Annotated in this window: 14 protein-coding genes and 1 pseudogene; 7 read left to right on the top strand and 8 right to left on the bottom strand. The window is 71.7% G+C overall.

Translation table 11 applies throughout. The features are described from left to right. Positions 1-2: 2 nt before the first annotated feature. A complete protein-coding gene (locus BLW85_RS21675) occupies positions 3-1,709 on the bottom strand; it encodes a bifunctional 3'-5' exonuclease/DNA polymerase (protein WP_074992901.1) in 1,707 nt (568 codons plus the stop codon). A 49-nt stretch (positions 1,710-1,758) separates the two neighbouring features. Next, positions 1,759-2,502, bottom strand: a complete 744-nt coding sequence (locus BLW85_RS21680; RefSeq protein WP_074992902.1) for a Clp protease N-terminal domain-containing protein — start codon at positions 2,500-2,502, stop codon at positions 1,759-1,761. Between the two features lie 60 nt (positions 2,503-2,562). On the opposite strand from BLW85_RS21680, the gene BLW85_RS21685 reads away from it, so the two are divergent. Beyond that, positions 2,563-3,747: a DUF2786 domain-containing protein gene (locus tag BLW85_RS21685; RefSeq protein WP_079172385.1), complete on the top strand. Its 1,185-nt coding sequence runs from the start codon at positions 2,563-2,565 to the stop codon at positions 3,745-3,747. 20 nt (positions 3,748-3,767) lie between these two features. Here the strand turns inward: BLW85_RS21685 and BLW85_RS21690 are convergent, their stop codons facing one another. After that, complete coding sequence (locus tag BLW85_RS21690) at positions 3,768-4,286, bottom strand: DUF4232 domain-containing protein (RefSeq protein ID WP_074996162.1); 519 nt, start codon at positions 4,284-4,286, stop codon at positions 3,768-3,770. Positions 4,287-4,419: 133 nt separating this feature from the next. Then, the gene (locus BLW85_RS21695) at positions 4,420-4,908 is read right to left on the bottom strand and encodes a hypothetical protein (RefSeq protein WP_177330135.1); all 489 of its coding nucleotides are present in this window, start codon (positions 4,906-4,908) and stop codon (positions 4,420-4,422) included. Between the two features lie 592 nt (positions 4,909-5,500). Here BLW85_RS21695 and BLW85_RS21700 point away from each other — a divergent pair. Beyond that, positions 5,501-5,770 carry a DUF397 domain-containing protein gene (locus tag BLW85_RS21700; RefSeq protein ID WP_046418970.1) on the top strand — a complete coding sequence of 90 codons (270 nt, stop codon included), beginning with the start codon at positions 5,501-5,503 and terminating at the stop codon, positions 5,768-5,770. Between the two features lie 116 nt (positions 5,771-5,886). Here BLW85_RS21700 and BLW85_RS21705 read toward each other — a convergent pair whose 3' ends face one another. Then, positions 5,887-6,363 carry an ATP-binding protein gene (locus BLW85_RS21705; RefSeq protein ID WP_070022450.1) on the bottom strand — a complete coding sequence of 159 codons (477 nt, stop codon included), beginning with the start codon at positions 6,361-6,363 and terminating at the stop codon, positions 5,887-5,889. A 366-nt stretch (positions 6,364-6,729) separates the two neighbouring features. On the opposite strand from BLW85_RS21705, the gene BLW85_RS21715 reads away from it, so the two are divergent. The 3 genes from BLW85_RS21715 to BLW85_RS21725 all read left to right on the top strand — a co-directional run bounded on the left by BLW85_RS21715 (position 6,730) and on the right by BLW85_RS21725 (position 9,742). Next, positions 6,730-7,554, top strand: coding sequence for a helix-turn-helix domain-containing protein (locus BLW85_RS21715; RefSeq protein ID WP_070022451.1), 825 nt, complete (start codon positions 6,730-6,732; stop codon positions 7,552-7,554). 75 nt (positions 7,555-7,629) lie between these two features. Then, complete coding sequence (locus BLW85_RS21720) at positions 7,630-9,090, top strand: aldehyde dehydrogenase family protein (protein ID WP_070022452.1); 1,461 nt, start codon at positions 7,630-7,632, stop codon at positions 9,088-9,090. A gap of 109 nt (positions 9,091-9,199) precedes the next feature. After that, entirely contained in the window at positions 9,200-9,742 is a 543-nt protein-coding gene (locus BLW85_RS21725) for a DinB family protein (RefSeq protein WP_074992904.1), read from the top strand. Between the two features lie 55 nt (positions 9,743-9,797). Here the strand turns inward: BLW85_RS21725 and gad are convergent. Then, positions 9,798-11,203, bottom strand: a pseudogene (gene gad, locus BLW85_RS21730) (glutamate decarboxylase). A gap of 179 nt (positions 11,204-11,382) precedes the next feature. On the opposite strand from gad, the gene BLW85_RS21735 reads away from it, so the two are divergent. Beyond that, positions 11,383-12,144, top strand: a complete 762-nt coding sequence (locus BLW85_RS21735) for a MerR family transcriptional regulator (RefSeq protein WP_074992905.1) — start codon at positions 11,383-11,385, stop codon at positions 12,142-12,144. A 37-nt stretch (positions 12,145-12,181) separates the two neighbouring features. Here the strand turns inward: BLW85_RS21735 and BLW85_RS21740 are convergent, their stop codons facing one another. Next, a complete protein-coding gene (locus tag BLW85_RS21740; RefSeq protein ID WP_070022456.1) occupies positions 12,182-12,547 on the bottom strand; it encodes a YbjQ family protein in 366 nt (121 codons plus the stop codon). A 136-nt stretch (positions 12,548-12,683) separates the two neighbouring features. Here BLW85_RS21740 and BLW85_RS21745 point away from each other — a divergent pair, with 136 nt between their 5' ends. Further along, positions 12,684-13,703, top strand: a complete 1,020-nt coding sequence (locus tag BLW85_RS21745) for a DedA family protein (RefSeq protein WP_425275366.1) — start codon at positions 12,684-12,686, stop codon at positions 13,701-13,703. A 5-nt stretch (positions 13,704-13,708) separates the two neighbouring features. Here the strand turns inward: BLW85_RS21745 and BLW85_RS21750 are convergent, their stop codons facing one another. Beyond that, positions 13,709-15,364, bottom strand: coding sequence for a threonine/serine exporter family protein (locus BLW85_RS21750; RefSeq protein ID WP_074992907.1), 1,656 nt, complete (start codon positions 15,362-15,364; stop codon positions 13,709-13,711). Positions 15,365-15,416 lie beyond the last annotated feature (52 nt).

A 15,416-nucleotide genomic window follows, 5' to 3' on the forward strand; every position in this document is an offset into this window, starting at 1 on the left:
GGTTACTTGGCGTCCGCATAGCACTCCACCACCGCCGTCGTGAACGGGAACCGCACCGGTGTCTCGCCGAAGGTCAGCCGGCCGGCGAGAGCGGCCGCGTCGCGGATGGCGGCCACGACGGTGTCGGCCTCCTCGGCGGGGCAGTGCACGATCACCTCGTCGTGCTGGAAGAAGACCAGCTCGGCCCGGAGGCCCGCGCAGGCCTGACGCAGCGCGGCGAGCAGCAGCAGGGCCCAGTCGGCGGCGCTGCCCTGCACCACGAAGTTGCGCGCGAACCGGCCCCGCGCGCGGGAGTTGGCCGAGGCGTACCCGGGGACCCAGGCGGACTGGCCGTCGGCCTGCACCTCCCCTTCGTCCTCCGCGGCCTCGACGGGGATGCCCGCCTCCTCCGCCGCGTCCTCGCCCGTGCCCACGGCCGGCGGGCAGGTGCGGCCCAGCCAGGTGCGCACCAGCCGGCCCTCCTCGCCCGCCCGCGCCGCCTCGTCCACATAGGCGACGGCCTTGGGGAATCGGCGGCGCAGCGCGGCGAGGTTCTTCAGACCGTCACCGGACGTCTGGCCGTAGACCGCGCCGAGCACGGCCAGCTTGGCCTGGTCGCGGTCGCCGGAGAAGGCCCGGTCGGAGACGGCCTGGTAGAGGTCGCTCTCGCGGCCCGCGACCTCCATCAGCCCGGGGTCGCGGGAGATCGCGGCCAGCACCCGCGGCTCCATCTGGTCGGCGTCGGCCACCACCAGCCGCCAGCCGGGGTCGGCGACCACCGCCCGCCGGATCACCTTGGGGATCTGCAGGGCGCCGCCGCCATGGGTCACCCAGCGCCCGGTCACCGTGCCCCCGGCCTGGAACTCCGGGCGGAACCGGCCCTCGCGCACCCAGTCCTGGAGCCAGGACCAGCCGTGGGCCACCCAGATGCGGTACAGCTTCTTGTACTCCAGCAGCGGGGCGACGGCCGGGTGGTCGACGGACTGGATCTCCCAGCGGCGGGTGGACTTCACCTTGATCCCGGCCTGCGCGAAGGCCCTGATCACATCGGCCGGCAGATCGGGACGGACCCGGCGGCCGAACGCGGCCGAGACCTCGTCCGCCAGCTCGGCGAGGCGGCGCGGCTCGCCCCCGCCCGCGTACCGCTCGCCGAGCAGGTCGCGCAGCAGCCGGCGGTGGACCTCGGCGCTCCAGGGCAGACCGGCGTGGTTCATCTCGGCGGCCACCAGCGTGCCGGCCGACTCGGCGGCGGTCAGCAGCCGCATCCTGCCGGGGTGCGCCGCCGTCTCGTGCCGTCGCTGCTGGTCGGCGTAGACGGCGAGGAGGTCGGTCAGGGGCAGCTGGGTGCCGGTGGGTTCGAACAGCGGGGACTGCGCGCCCGGTTCGGCCGCCCGCTGCGGCGGATCGGGCGGTACGGGGCCGCCCCGGAGGCGGGCCAGGGCCGCGGCGGCCGAGCGCGGCTCGCCGTACCGCCCCGCGTGGCCCAGCAGCAGCGTCTCGGCGACCTCGATGTCGTAGCACCGGTCCACTCGCACCCCCGTGGCGAGCAGACGCGGATAGACGTCGGCGGTCGACCGCCACACCCAGCGCGTCACCTCCGGGCGGCTCCGCACCGCCCCGGCGGGATCGCTCTCCCGCCGCACCGGGCCGGCGGGCAGCCCGTCCGGACCGAGGGGGGCGACGTCCACGCCACCGTCCTCGGCCGGAGCGAGCGCCCACCGGTCGGTCATGTTTGCGAGTGTGGCAGGCACCACTGACAATCGCCGTGACCTGCGGTTCTCAGTCCCCGGCAGGGGTTTCGGGGCGCTGTTCGAGCAGCAGTGCCAGCACCTTCGCCACGTACGCCTCCGTCGCGGGCTTGGTGACGCCGAGCCCGCTGAGGACGCCCTCGCCGTTCTCGTGCTCCAGCAGGGCCAGCAGCAGGTGCTCGGTGCCGATGTAGTTGTGCCCGAGCCTGAGGGCCTCGCGGAAGGTCAGCTCCAGGACCTTCTTGGCCTCGGGGCCGTAGGGGATCAGGTCGGGGACGTCCTCGGCGGCGGGCGGCAGCGCGGCGGTCGCGGCCTGCCGTACGGCGTCCAGCGGGACGTCCTGCGCGGTGATCGCCTTCGCCGCCAGGCCCTCCGGCTCGGCCAGCAGCCCGAGGAGCAGGTGCTCGGGGCGGCCCTCCGGGTTGCGGGCGGCCAGCGCCTCGTTGTGCGCGGCCATGACCACGTTGCGGGCGCGCGGGGTGTAGCGGTTGAAGCCCTGGCTCGGGTCGAGGTCGGCGGACTCCTTCGGCACGAACCGCTTCTGCGCCGCCTGCCGGGTCACGCCCATGCTCTTGCCGATCTCCGTCCAGGACGCGCCCGAGCGGCGGGCCTGGTCCACGAAGTGCCCGATCAGGTGGTCGGCCACGTCACCGAGGTGATCGGCCGCGATCACCGCGTCCTGCAACTGGTCGAGGGGCTCGGGATGAACCTTCTTGATGGCCTCGATGAGGTCGTCGAGGCGTACGGAAGCCGTGATGTTCGGGTTGGTCGCCATGTGTCAACCGTAGGTTGCACCACCAGGCGTGTCAACCGATGGTTGACAGTCGGTGGGCGGATGACCGGAAGAGTTGTCCACAGGCTGTGGATCGCGCTCACCGCGCTGTCGGCGGGGCGTGGCACGATCGGCGATGTGACCAGTACCGCCAGCACCGTCGAGCGGGCCTTCGCGGCCGCGCTCTACGACGACACCGACACCGGCCTCGACACGGGCGCCTCCCTGCTCGCCGCCGACCCCGCCGCGGACACCGAACTCGCCCGGCGCGGCGAGGAGTTCGTGGCGTCCGCGTGGCGCCGCGGCTGGGCGCCCGCCGATGTCATACGCCTGGTGCGGCGCGAACTGGAGCAGCCGCACGTCCACCTGGCCGCCGCCCTGATCCGGGCCCAGGCGGGCCGGGACCGGCCGCGCGGGCGCCGCTGGGCCGCCCAGCTCGAAGAGCTTCCGGACGGCCCCGCGCGCGGAGCCGACCGCTTCTCCCACGCCACCGCCGTCCTGGAGCTGTACCGCCTGCTGCTGCGCCTGCCCGCCCTGGAGCCCCTGGAGGAGGAGACCCGGCGCCCCCGCGATCCGGCCGCCTCCCGGCACCTCGGCCGCATCCGCGCGCTGCTGGCCAAGGCAGAGGCGACCGGCTACCCGGAGGAGGCTGAGGCGCTGACCGCCAAGGCGCAGGAGCTGATGGCCCGGCACAGCGTCGACGAGGCGCTGCTCGCCGCCGCGGCGCCCGCGCCGGACGCGCCCGGAGCCTGCCGGATCGGCGTCGAGCCGCCGTACGAGCAGGCCAAGGCCGTCCTGCTGGACGCCGTGGCCACCGCCAACCACTGCCGTGCGGTGTGGAACGAACCGCTCTGCTTCTCCACCGTCGTCGGCTTCGAGGCCGACCTGGAGTCCGTCGAGCTGCTCTACACCTCGCTGCTGGTGCAGGCCACGCACGCGATGGCCAAGGCCGAGGCCGGTCAGCGTGCCGCCGGACGCAAGCGCACCAAGACCTTCCGGCAGTCGTTCCTCGCCGCCTACGCCCACCGGGTCGGCGACCGGCTCACCGCCGCCGCGGAGAGTCAGGTCACCCGGGACCTGCTGCCGGTGCTGGCCACCCGTGAGGCGGCCGTCAGCGGTCGCCTCGAGCGCATGTTCCCGCAGACCACGACCACCCGGCTGCGCGGAGTGAGCGACGCGGCCGGGTGGACGGAGGGCACGGCGGCCGCCGACCGCGCCCAGGTCAGGGCGCGGCCACGGCTGGAGTGAGGCTTCCGGGCGGAGCGGGATCAGTCGCCGGCCTGCTGGAAGGCGCTGACGGAGGCGTTCGGCTTGTTCGGGGCGCCCTGGCCGGCGATCGGGCCGTACTTCCAGGGGAAGGTCTGCGCGGAGTCGCCGCCCGGCAGGGTGATCTTCATTTCGCTGGCCGCGAGGCTGGTGGCGTCCCCGTCCTTGCCCCGCACGTAGCTGATCGTGAAGGTCGCCGCCTCACCCTTGGCGAGCTTCAGCTTCTGCGCGGTGGCGCCCTTCTGCGCGGACAGCTTCCCGCTCACGCCCTTCTGGCTCAGGGTGACGGCGGGGAAGTTCTCCAGCGTGCACGTCTTGCTCTGGTTGGTGATGCTGACCGGAACCTCGCCGGTGTCACCCGCCGCCGGCGCCACGCTCGCCGCCCCGACCTGGAGGGAGACCCCGCCGATCTGGCAGGCCGAGCTGTTCTTGCCGCCGCTGCCGTTGTTCCCGCCCCCGTTGCAGGCGGTCAGCAGCAGGGCGGCGGCAACGGCGGTGACGGTGAGCGGAATGGCGCGCATGAACAGTCCCATCGAGGTCGTGACGGTGCCCCAGCATCATCCCGCCTGGACGGCGAGCGTGTTCACGTGCCCCTCCCGAATCACCGCTTCAGGTGCTTCCCGGCGAAACCGCCCACCCGGGCCGCACCCGGCTTCACCGCTGTCCGGGACTCGGCAGCCCGGACGGCAGCTTGCCGCCCTCCGCCTTGGTGTACGTCTCCTGGCCGACCTTGCCCGACCACGTCACCTTCATGGACGTGCCGTCGACCGAGTCGACCATGCCGGTGGACCGGTCCTTGCTCCCCTTGGAACAGGTGAGATGGATCATCTGCATGCCGGACTCGGCGCCCGCGGTGCCGCTGCACACGGTCCCGCCGGTCGCGAAGATCCCGGCCTGCTTCCCGTTGATCACCAGGGCCACGATCGTGCCGCCGTTGGTGGTCAGCCAGCTGCCCTGGAGCTTGTCCGAGGCGCCGGTCACCCCGGAGCCGTCCGCGCTGGAGGACGGCGTGGCGCCGGCGCCCGCCGTGCCGGAGGGCTTCGCCGTGGCCGCGTGGCCGTCATTGCCGTCGCCGCCGCTGCCGCACGCCGTCAGCGTCAGCGCGCCCACCAGGCCCGCGGCGGCCAGGGCCGCGATCCGCACCCGAGTACCGGCCGGTGCACCGGTCGAAGCAGTCCCCGAAGTCACGTCAGGCTCTCCCAGCAGTAGCGTCCGTGCCGTCCTCGGCCGGACGGCCCGCAGCAAGCTACCAGCAGTCGACGCGCCGGACTTCGGTCGCAGGCCGGGAGTTCCCCGGGACGCCGGGGGCGGGGGAGCCCCTACGCTGTACGACGAGCGGATGCCGTCCTTCCGGTGTGCGGAGGCCGGTCCGGCCCCTCCCGCGCAGCGGACGGTCGTCCCGGCGTGGAACAGGAAGGGCGCGGAACGCGTCTCCTTCCAGTGCACGAGGAATTCCGGCCGGCCGGCTCGGCCGGCGAGGCGGACGCGCACGGACGGAAGGCGGAGCGGGCATGCCACGCCCGCTCCGGGGCAGACGCTCGGACAGCTTCGGTGGAACGGCGGCATGGGGCCGCGCATCGCCAGGTAAAGCGCACGTCAAGGCTGTAACCGTGGGAACACCCCCCGTGCACGTGCATCTGCGCATGCAGGTGCACGTGAACGGGAGTTATGATCCAGGTCAGTTGACCACCGCATCTATGGCCACACCAGCCAGTGCACCACCGGGGAGCGACCTGTGGACCGCGACGTTGACGGCGTGTTCGGGGGGTACGACGTGTACAACGGCATGGCTGCCACGCAGCTGGACGGAGTGGCCTGGCAGAAGAGCAGGCACAGCAACTCACAGGGTTCCTGCGTGGAGTTCGCGCGGCTGCCCGGCGGTGAGGTCGCCGTCCGCAACTCGCGCTTCCCGGACGGCCCGGCGCTCGTCTACACGCGGGCGGAGATCGAGGCGATGCTGCTCGGCGTCAAGGACGGCGAGTTCGACCACCTGATAGCGAGCTGACGGAACCGGGCCCGCGCGGCCGGCCCCGCCCGCCCGCGCGTCCGGCCCGTCGGGGCCGCCCGCTGGACGAGCGGGGACCGGAAGAGGCCGTGACGCGCGTAGAGCGAGGGCCTGCGTCAGGCCGCGGTGTCCAGGCGGAACATCGCCCACACCACTTTGCCCTCCAGCGGGCCCGCGAGCGGGTGCCAGCCCCAGCCGTCGGCGAACGAGTCGACCAGGAAGAGGCCGCGGCCCGATTCCGCGGAGAAGTCGTCCGAGTCCCGTGGCACCGGCGTCTCGTGGCTCGGGTCGCGCACCGCGCACACCAACCGCTCGGCCCAGCGCATCAGATGCAGCCGTACCGACGCGGTGTGCTCGTCCGCGCACCCGAACTCCGCGGGCAGCGCGTGCCGCAGCGCGTTGGTGACGAGTTCGGAGACGACCAGGCAGATGTCGTCGAAGCGCTCGCCGACGTCCCACTGGGCCAGGGTGTCCCGGGTGAACCGCCGGGCTTCGCGCACCGCTTCGTACCGGGCCGGCAGAGCACAGGACGCGGCACTGGACACGGCCGCGGGATCCAGCGGCGGAAGGCCCTGCCGTAACGGCTTGAGCATGGTCGATCCATTCGTCCCCATGCGAGGCACTCCCGGGAATTCGCGGTCGTAGCGATGCAGCGGTGGCGCGGCACCATGGTTTCGGATGGGAAGAGCAGATGCAAGGGCAGATGCACGTGCACGCGACCGAAATGGACAAGCCCGTACCGCTTCTTGGCCATATTTTCCGTCCGCTTGAGGGCCGCCACTGCCCCCGACCCTGCCATTCGCCCGTTTCCCACCCGCCCGAAGCGGGCCCGTACTCTCCGTTTGCGTAACCGTACGAGTACTGCACGGAGCGTTTTAGTGGCAGACTTCGGGCCCTCAAGACGGTTGGGGAGGCTGGCGAACGTGAGCGCGGGAGAGCCCGGATCGGTGGTGCGGCGGATGCTGCTCGGCTCGCAACTCAGGCGACTGCGGGAGGCGCGGGGGATCACGCGCGAGGCGGCGGGGTACTCCATCCGCGCCTCCGAGTCGAAGATCAGCCGGATGGAGCTGGGCCGGGTGAGCTTCAAGACGCGGGACGTGGAAGACCTGCTGACGCTGTACGGCATCACGGACGAGGCGGAGCGGCAGTCGCTGCTGTCCCTCGCCCGCGAGGCCAACGTCGCGGGCTGGTGGCACAGTTACAGCGACGTCCTGCCCAACTGGTTCCCCACCTACGTGGGCCTGGAGGGCGCCGCCGCCCTGATCCGCGCCTACGAGGTTCAGTTCGTGCACGGCCTGCTGCAGACCGAGGAGTACGCCCGCGCGGTGGTCCGGCGCGGCATGAAGGGCGCGAGCGCGGACGACGTCGAACGGCGGGTCGCGCTGCGCCTGGAGCGCCAGAAGTACCTGCTGACCGACAGCGGCCCCGAGTTCCACATCGTCCTGGACGAGGCCGCGCTGCGCCGCCCCTACGGCGGCCGCGAGGTGATGCGCGGCCAGCTCCAGCACCTGATCGACATCTCGGAGCGGCCCAACGTACGGCTCCAGGTCATGCCGTTCAGCTTCGGCGGCCACTCCGGCGAGAGCGGCGCGTTCACGATCCTCAGCTTCCCCGAGTCCGATCTGTCCGACGTCGTCTACCTGGAGCAGCTGACCAGCGCCCTGTACCTGGACAAGCGCGAGGACGTGGCCCAGTACGAGCAGGCGCTCAAGGAGTTGCAGCAGGACAGCCCGGGCCCGGACGAGAGCCGGGATCTTCTGCGGGGGCTGCTCCAACTCTCGTGACCCGCAAGTAGGATGACGCCCGATCAGACTCAGACCGTGGCCGGGATCCGGCTCCGCTAGTGATTGAGGGATCACATGTCGTCCTACTTCAGCGACCTGGCCCAGCAGTACATCGACGGTGAATGGCGACCGGGCAGTGGCTCCTGGGACGTCATCGACTTCAATCCGTACGACGACGAGAAGCTGGCCTCCATCACCGTGGCCACCGTCGACGAGGTCGACCAGGCCTACCGGGCCGCCGCGCGCGCCCAGAAGGCCTGGGGCGAGACCAGCCCGTACGTCCGGCGCGCGGTGTTCGAGCGGGTGCTGCGGCTGCTGGAGGACCGCGAGCAGGAGATATCCGACCTGATCATCGCGGAGCTCGGCGGCACCCGGGTGAAGGCCGGCTTCGAGCTGCACCTCGCCAAGGAGTTCCTGCGCGAGGCCGTCCACCTGGCGCTGGCCCCCGAGGGCCGGATCCTGCCGTCCCCGGGCGAGGGCAAGGAGAACCGCGTCTACCGGGTGCCGGTGGGCGTCGTGGGCGTGATCAGCCCCTTCAACTTCCCCTTCCTGCTGTCGCTGAAGTCCGTCGCCCCGGCCCTCGCGCTCGGCAACGGCGTGGTCCTCAAGCCGCACCAGAACACCCCGATCGCCGGCGGCACCCTGATCGCCAAGCTGTTCGAGGAGGCCGGGCTGCCCGGCGGCCTGCTGAACGTGGTCGTCACCGACATCGCCGAGATCGGCGACGCGTTCATCGAGCACCCGATCCCGAAGGTCATCTCCTTCACCGGTTCCGACCAGGTGGGCCGGCACGTCGCCACCGTCTGCGCCGCCAACTTCAAGCGCTCGGTGCTCGAACTGGGCGGCAACAGCGCCCTGGTGGTGCTGGACGACGCGGACCTCGACTACGCGGTGGACGCGGCGGTCTTCAGCCGGTTCGTCCACCAGGGCCAGGTCTGCATGGCCGCCAACCGGGTCCTCGTGGACCGGTCGGTCGCCGACGAGTTCACCGAGAAGTTCGTCGCCAAGGTCCGCACCCTCAAGGTCGGCGACCCGCGCGACCCGGAGACCGTCATCGGCCCGGTGATCAACTCCGCGCAGGCGAACGCCCTTTCCGGCGTGGTCGAGCAGGCGCTGGCCGAGGGCGCCACCGCCCTGGTGCACGGCACCACCACCAACAACCTGGTCGAGCCCTCGGTGCTCACCGGTGTGCCCGCCGACTCGTCGCTGCTCCAGCAGGAGGTGTTCGGTCCGGTCGTCTTCCTCGTCCCGTTCGACGGCGAGGAGGAGGCGGTCAGGATCGTCAACGACACCCCGTACGGCCTCAGCGGCGCCGTCCACACCGGGAACGTCGAGCGGGGCGTCGCCTTCGCCAAGCGCATCGACAGCGGCATGTTCCACGTGAACGACGGCACCGTGCACGACGAGCCGATCGTGCCCTTCGGCGGTGAGAAGAACTCCGGTGTCGGCCGCCTCAACGGCGAGACGACCCTGGAGGCCTTCACCTCGGTCAAGTGGATCTCGGTCCAGCACGGCCGCAGCGGCTTCCCGTTCTGAACCGCTCCGGCTCCCGCGGGCCCTTTAGGTCAGGATCCGACCTAGAGGGCCCGTAGCTTTTCCGGTGTCGGGGCGACCGCCCCGGTGAACCGAGGAGAGGCGGCCGGTCATGGTCACGCACGTGGCTGCGGAGGCACGGGGCGACGAGCGGGGAGCGCTGCTGGCGTTCCTGGAGGAGCAGCGCGGCGGCATCCGCCGGGCCGTGCTCGGGCTGAGCGAGGAGCAGGCCCGCACCCGTCCGAGCGCGAGCGAGCTGTCCCTGGGCGGGCTGCTCAAGCACGTCGCCGAGGTCGAGCAGGCGTGGCTCGCCCGCGCGAAGCAGGAGCCGCCGGCGGTGCGGCGGGACCAGTCGAACTGGGACGAGAGCTTCCGGCTGGTCGGCGAGGAGACGGTGGCCTCCCAGCTGGCGTACTGGGAGCAGGTCGCGGCCGAGACGGAGAAGTACATCCGCTCCGCGCCCAGCCTGGACGACACCTTCCCGCTGCCGCCCGACCCCTGGTTCCCGCCGGAGGGCCGCGTCTCGCTGCGCTGGCTGTGCCTCCACCTGATCCGCGAGACCGCCCGGCACGCCGGTCACGCCGACATCCTGCGCGAGTCCCTCGACGGGAAGACCGCCTTCGAACTGGTCGCCCTGGAGCGGCAGGAGCCGTAACCGGACGGCCCCGCAGGGCCCCGGCCGCGCGCCCGCCGCGGCCGGGGGAGAGGCCCTAGTGGTGGAAGCTCGTCGCCGCCTCCTTGTCCCGGGTCAGCGGGTGGGGCTGGCGGCGCAGCTCGGGCAGGAGCCGGGTGAGGTCGGCCAGGAAGAGGTCGGCCAGGTCGTGGGAGAAGCCGTTGCGGCAGACGATGCGCAGGACCGAGAGGTCCTCGCGGTTGGCCGGGAAGGTGTACGCCGGGACCAGCCAGCCGCTCTCCCGGATGCGGCGGGAGACGTCGAAGACGTCGTACGCCGTGACGTGCTCGGCCGTGGTGAAGGCGAACACGGGGAGCTGGTCGCCGCGGGTGAGCAGCCGGAAGTCGCCGAGGCCCTCGATCCGGTCGGCCAGTGAGCGGGCCACGTCCCGCGTCGACTGCTGGACCGCCCGGTAGCCCTCGCGGCCCAGCCGCAGAAAGTTGTAGTACTGCGCCACGACCTGGGCGCCGGGGCGGGAGAAGTTGAGCGCGAAGGTCGGCATGTCGCCGCCCAGGTAGTTGACCCGGAAGACCAGGTCCTCGGGCAGCGCCTCGGTGTCCCGCCACAGCGCCCAGCCGACGCCCGGGTACACCAGCCCGTACTTGTGCCCCGAGGTGTTGATGGAGGCCACGCGCGGCAGCCGGAAGTCCCAGACCAGGTCCTCGTCCAGGAACGGCGCCACCATCGCGCCGGAGGCTCCGTCGACGTGCACCGGGATGTCCAGGCCGGTGCGCTCCTGGAGCGCGTCCAGGGCCGCGCACAGGTCCGCGATGGGCTCGTAGGAGCCGTCGAAGGTCGAGCCGAGGATGCCGACGACCCCGATGGTGTTCTCGTCGCACAACTCGGCCGCCGCCTGCGGGTCCAGGTGGAAGCGCTCGCCCTCCATGGGCACCAGCCGGGCCTCCACCTCCCAGAAGTTGCAGAACTTCTCCCAGCACACCTGGACGTTGACGCCCATCACGAGATTGGGGCGGGCGCCCGGGTACCGGTCGGCGTTGCGCTGCGCCCAGCGCCGCTTGAGCGCCATCCCGGCGAGCATGCACGCCTCGCTGGACCCGGTGGTCGAACAGCCCACGGCCGCCGAGGGATCAGGCGCGTTCCACAGATCGGCGAGCATCGCCACGCAGCGCCGCTCCAGCTCGGCGGTGCGCGGGTACTCGTCCTTGTCGATCATGTTCTTGTCCCGGCACTCCGCCATCAGCACCCCGGCCTGCGGCTCCATCCAGGTGCTCACGAAGGTGGCCAGGTTCAGCCGGGAGTTGCCGTCCAGCATCAGCTCGTCGTGGACCAGCTGGTAGGCGGTGGCCGGGGGATCGGGGCGTCCGGAAGCCGGTGGGTGGGCGGGGCCTCGGTCATGCCGCCGACCGGGTTGGCCTCCCCGAAGAACGGGTTGACGGACATCACCTGTTCCTGGTGCTTCTGCGGACCTTTGTGCAGGGCCATGGGCAGCCTCCTCGCGATCACCCTACGCAATACCGCACCACCCGACATCCGGGACGACCCCGACGCCTACCCTGAGCCACCCGCCCCGGCCCCGGGGGACGGGACGGACTTGCACCTCACGTGACGTGAGGCCGCAGGGTGGACCGCGTACCGACGAAAGAGCGAAGGAGAGCGGAGAGTTGGGCTACTCCGTGGGACAGGTCGCGGGATTCGCCGGCGTCACGGTGCGCACCCTGCACCACTACGACGAGATCGGCCTGCTGGTGCCCGGCGAGCGCACGTACGCGGGCCACCGGCGCTACACCGACGCCGATCTCGACCGGCTCCAACAGGTCCTGTTCTACCGGGAACTCGGCTTCCCGCTCGACGAGGTCGCGGCCCTGCTGGACGACCCGGACGCGGACCCCGGCGCGCACCTGCGCCGGCAGCACGCGCTGCTGACCGACCGGATCGAGCGGCTCCAGAGGATGGCCGCGGCCGTGGAGCACGCCATGGAGGCACGCACGATGGGCATCAACCTCACCCCGGAAGAGCGGTTCGAGGTGTTCGGGGACAAGGACCCCGAGCAGTACCGCGAGGAGGCGCGGGCGCGCTGGGGCGACACGGAGGTGTACGCCGAGTCGCAGCGCCGCGCCGCCACCTACACCAAGGAGGACTGGAAGCGGATCAAGGCCGAGGTCGACGACTGGCAGGAGCGGTACGCCGCCCTGGTGGCGGCCGGCGTGCGGCCCGCCGACGAGGCGGCCATGGACCTCGCCGAGGAACACCGCCGGCACGTCGGCACGTACTACTTCGACGTCCCGTACGAGATGCACCGGTGCTTCGCGCAGATGTACGTCTCCGACGAGCGCTTCAAGGCGTACTACGACGCGGTGCACCCGGGACTCGCCGAACACCTGCGCGACGCGATCCTGGCCAACGCCGACCGCCACGCCTCCTGAGGGGCGGCCGGGCGCGGTGACCGGTCCTGGCCCGGGGTCACTCCCGGGTCAGGACCACGGCCGTGCCGTAGGCGCACACCTCGGTGCCGACGTCCGCGGCCTCCGTCACGTCGAACCGGAAGGCGAGCACCCCGTTGGCGCCCCGCGCGCGGGCCTGCTCCACCAGGCGCTCCATGGCCTGGTTGCGGGTCTGCACCAACGTCTTGGTCAGCCCCTTCAGCTCGCCGCCGATCATCGACTTCAGCCCGGCGCCGATCTGGCTGCCCAGGTGCCGCGAGCGTACGGTGAGCCCGAAGACCTCACCGATCACCTGCTCCACCCGGTAGCCCGGCACGTCGTTCGTCGTCACGACCAGTACGTCCGACTGGGGCCCCTGCCCGCCGCCGAAGTCCTCGAGTCCCATGGAACACCGCTTTCTGCCCGTCGTCCCGCGGCCACCTGGGGGAACCCGGGGCGGTCACCTCACGTTGATAGCTTTGTGCGGCCGTACCGAGACACCGTAGCCGCCACCCTTCCCCCATCAGGAGCCCGGACCCGTGATGACACTCGCCCTCGGCCCGAGCTGGCTGGACCCCAACTACCTGCTCGACACCTACAGCATCTGGGGTCTGCTGCTCATAGTCTTCGCCGAGTCCGGCCTGCTCATCGGCTTCTTCCTGCCCGGCGACTCGCTGCTGTTCACCTGCGGTCTGCTGATCACCTCGCACCAGCTGGACTTCCCGCTGTGGGGCGCGATCGCGCTGATCTGCGTGGCCGCGATCCTCGGTGACCAGGCGGGCTACATGTTCGGCAAGAAGGTGGGCCCGTCCCTGTTCAACCGGCCCGACTCCCGCCTGTTCAAGCAGGAGAACGTCACCAAGGCGCACGAGTTCTTCGAGAAGTACGGCCCCAAGTCGCTGATCCTGGCCCGCTTCGTGCCGGTGGTGCGCACCTTCACGCCGATCATCGCGGGCGTGAGCGGCATGCGGTACCGGTCCTTCCTGACCTTCAACGTCATCGGCGGCACCCTGTGGGGCGCGGGCGTCACCCTGCTCGGTTCCTGGCTCGGCAACATCGGCTTCGTGAAGAACAACATCGAGGCGATCCTCATCCTGATCGTCCTCGTCTCGGTGGTCCCGATCGGCATCGAGTACCTGCGGGCCCGCGGCAAGGAGAAGAAGGGCGCCCGGGACCAGGCGCAGGAGCGGCCGCGGCCGGCCCGGGCCGAGGCACCCCGCCCGCAGTACCAGCCCCCGATGACGGACGACGCCACGACCCGGCTGCGCCGCATCGAACCGGACGAGCCGCGGCCGTACCGGCAGCAGCAGTACGGCGGCGGGCAGTACGGCGACCAGGGCTACGACGGCCGGCAGTACGGCCACCAGCAGCCCCAGCCGCACCAGCAGCCTCAGCCGCAGTACCAGCAGCCGCAGTACCAGCAGCCCCGGCAGCAGGACTGGGACCAGCGGCAGCCGTACTACGACCCGCGCCAGTACCCGCAGCAGGGCCAGGCCCCCCAGGGCCAGTACCCGCCCCACCAGGACCAGGACGGGTACCCGTACGACCAGCGCGACCGGTAGGCCGCTCAGAACCCCCTGGTCCGCTTGGCCGCCCTGCGCTTGCCGGGGGAGCCCACGCGCAGGAACAGCCGGAAGACCTCGGACCCGAGATTGACCCCGATCGCGATCGCCATGGCCAGCGACGCCGCGTTGGCCAGCGACACCAGCCCCTTGTCCACGTGGTTCTGGGCCATGTTCAACAGCCCGAAGTAGGTCGCGGAACCGGGTAGCAGCGGCCCGATCGCCGCCGTCGTGTACGGCAGCGCGGAGGCGAACCGGTAGCGGGACAGCAGCTGCCCGAACAGCCCGACCAGGCCCGCGGCCACCGCCGTGGACGCCACCGGCGAGATGTCGGCGACGTAGCGCATCGCGCCGTACACGCTCCAGGCGACCCCGCCGTTGAGGGTCACCCAGAGCACGGTGGACCGTTCCTGCTGGAGCAGCACCGCGAAGGTCAGCGACAGCAGCATGGAGGCCGCGATCTGGATCAGCGGCCGCTGGGAGGTGTGCAGCGCCACGTCCGGGTTGAGCTTGCCGCCCACCTTCACGCCGAAGTACAGGACGACCAGCACGCCGGTGACGATGCCCACGAAGAAGTACAGGACCTCCAGGAGGCGGGCCGAGGCGGTGATGTAGAAGCCCGTCAGGCCGTCCTGGACGCCGGCCACCAGCGCCCGTCCGGGCAGCAGCGCGAACAGCCCACCGGTGATCACCGCGGACGCCTTCACGTCCACGTGGGCCAGCGCGAACGCCACCCCGATCGCCGCGGGCGGCATCGCGGCCACCGTGAACTGGTAGAACTCCGGCAGTCCGCGGCCCGCGCACAGCCACGCCAGCCGGTCGCCGAGCATCGCACCGACCGCCGCCGCGAAGAAGACGACCAGATCACCGCCGACCAGCATCGAGGCCGCGCCCGCCAGCAGCCCGCTGGCCAGGCTCAGCGCCCAGCCGGGGTAGGGGTGCCGGTTGCGCCGTATCTCGGCCAGGCGCCGGTAGGCCTCCTCCAGGGACACATGGGTCTCGGGGTCGGTCAGGTCGTCCACCAGCCGGAAGACGGCCGCGAGGCGGGTGTAGTCGGTGCCGCGCCGCCGTACCGTCCGGGAGGCCGTCACCGGGTCCTCCACCAGCGACGGCTGGTGCGAGATCGACAGCAGGGTGAACGTGACGTTGGGCTCGCAGCGGTCCAGGCCGTAGGACCGGCACACCGCGAACATCGCGGCCTCCACGTCCTCCGCGCCCTCGCCGCCCGCCAGCAGCAGCTCCCCGATACGCAGGGTCAGGTCCAGCACGCGCGGGACCGCCGGGCCGCTCTCCTCCTCGTGCTGCACCGGCTCCGGCGCGGGCCGCTCCGTCACCGGCATGCGCAGCATCGTGCGCATCCGGTCCTGCCACGGGGCGTCCTTGATCAGGCTGACCAGCGGCACCCCGGTGGCCGGCGTGAACGCGGCCGGCCCGCCCTGCGCGCTGTACGTGCGCGGCGTGCTGAACGCCGATCCCTCCGGTTCCGCGCCCGGCGGCTGCGGCGCGAGGAGCCCTTCGGGCACCGCGAACTCGGAGGTCGTCTCCGGTTCGGCCACCGTCTTCGGGACGTCGAGCCCCTTGGGGATGGCGAACTCCGAAGTGATCTCCGGGTCGTACCGCGCCTCGTCAGACCGGGGCTTGCGGTCCTCCGCCTCCGTCACCTCGCACCGTCCCTGAACGACACCTTCCGCTGGCCTCAGTATGCGCATGCGC

The organism is Streptomyces misionensis, assembly GCF_900104815.1.
Classification (GTDB): domain Bacteria; phylum Actinomycetota; class Actinomycetes; order Streptomycetales; family Streptomycetaceae; genus Streptomyces; species Streptomyces misionensis.

Excerpts from the sequence above, each read along its gene's own strand:
- BLW85_RS21675 (WP_074992901.1), bottom strand. The coding sequence starts at position 1,709 with ATGACCGACCGGTGGGCGCTCGCTCCGGCCGAGGACGGTGGCGTGGAC.
- BLW85_RS21680 (WP_074992902.1), bottom strand. The coding sequence starts at position 2,502 with ATGGCGACCAACCCGAACATCACGGCTTCCGTACGCCTCGACGACCTC.
- BLW85_RS21685 (WP_079172385.1), top strand. The coding sequence starts at position 2,563 with ATGACCGGAAGAGTTGTCCACAGGCTGTGGATCGCGCTCACCGCGCTG.
- BLW85_RS21690 (WP_074996162.1), bottom strand. The coding sequence starts at position 4,286 with ATGCGCGCCATTCCGCTCACCGTCACCGCCGTTGCCGCCGCCCTGCTG.
- BLW85_RS21705 (WP_070022450.1), bottom strand. The coding sequence starts at position 6,363 with ATGCTCAAGCCGTTACGGCAGGGCCTTCCGCCGCTGGATCCCGCGGCC.
- BLW85_RS21715 (WP_070022451.1), top strand. The coding sequence starts at position 6,730 with ATGCTGCTCGGCTCGCAACTCAGGCGACTGCGGGAGGCGCGGGGGATC.
- BLW85_RS21720 (WP_070022452.1), top strand. The coding sequence starts at position 7,630 with ATGTCGTCCTACTTCAGCGACCTGGCCCAGCAGTACATCGACGGTGAA.
- BLW85_RS21725 (WP_074992904.1), top strand. The coding sequence starts at position 9,200 with ATGGTCACGCACGTGGCTGCGGAGGCACGGGGCGACGAGCGGGGAGCG.
- BLW85_RS21740 (WP_070022456.1), bottom strand. The coding sequence starts at position 12,547 with ATGGGACTCGAGGACTTCGGCGGCGGGCAGGGGCCCCAGTCGGACGTA.
- BLW85_RS21745 (WP_425275366.1), top strand. The coding sequence starts at position 12,684 with ATGACACTCGCCCTCGGCCCGAGCTGGCTGGACCCCAACTACCTGCTC.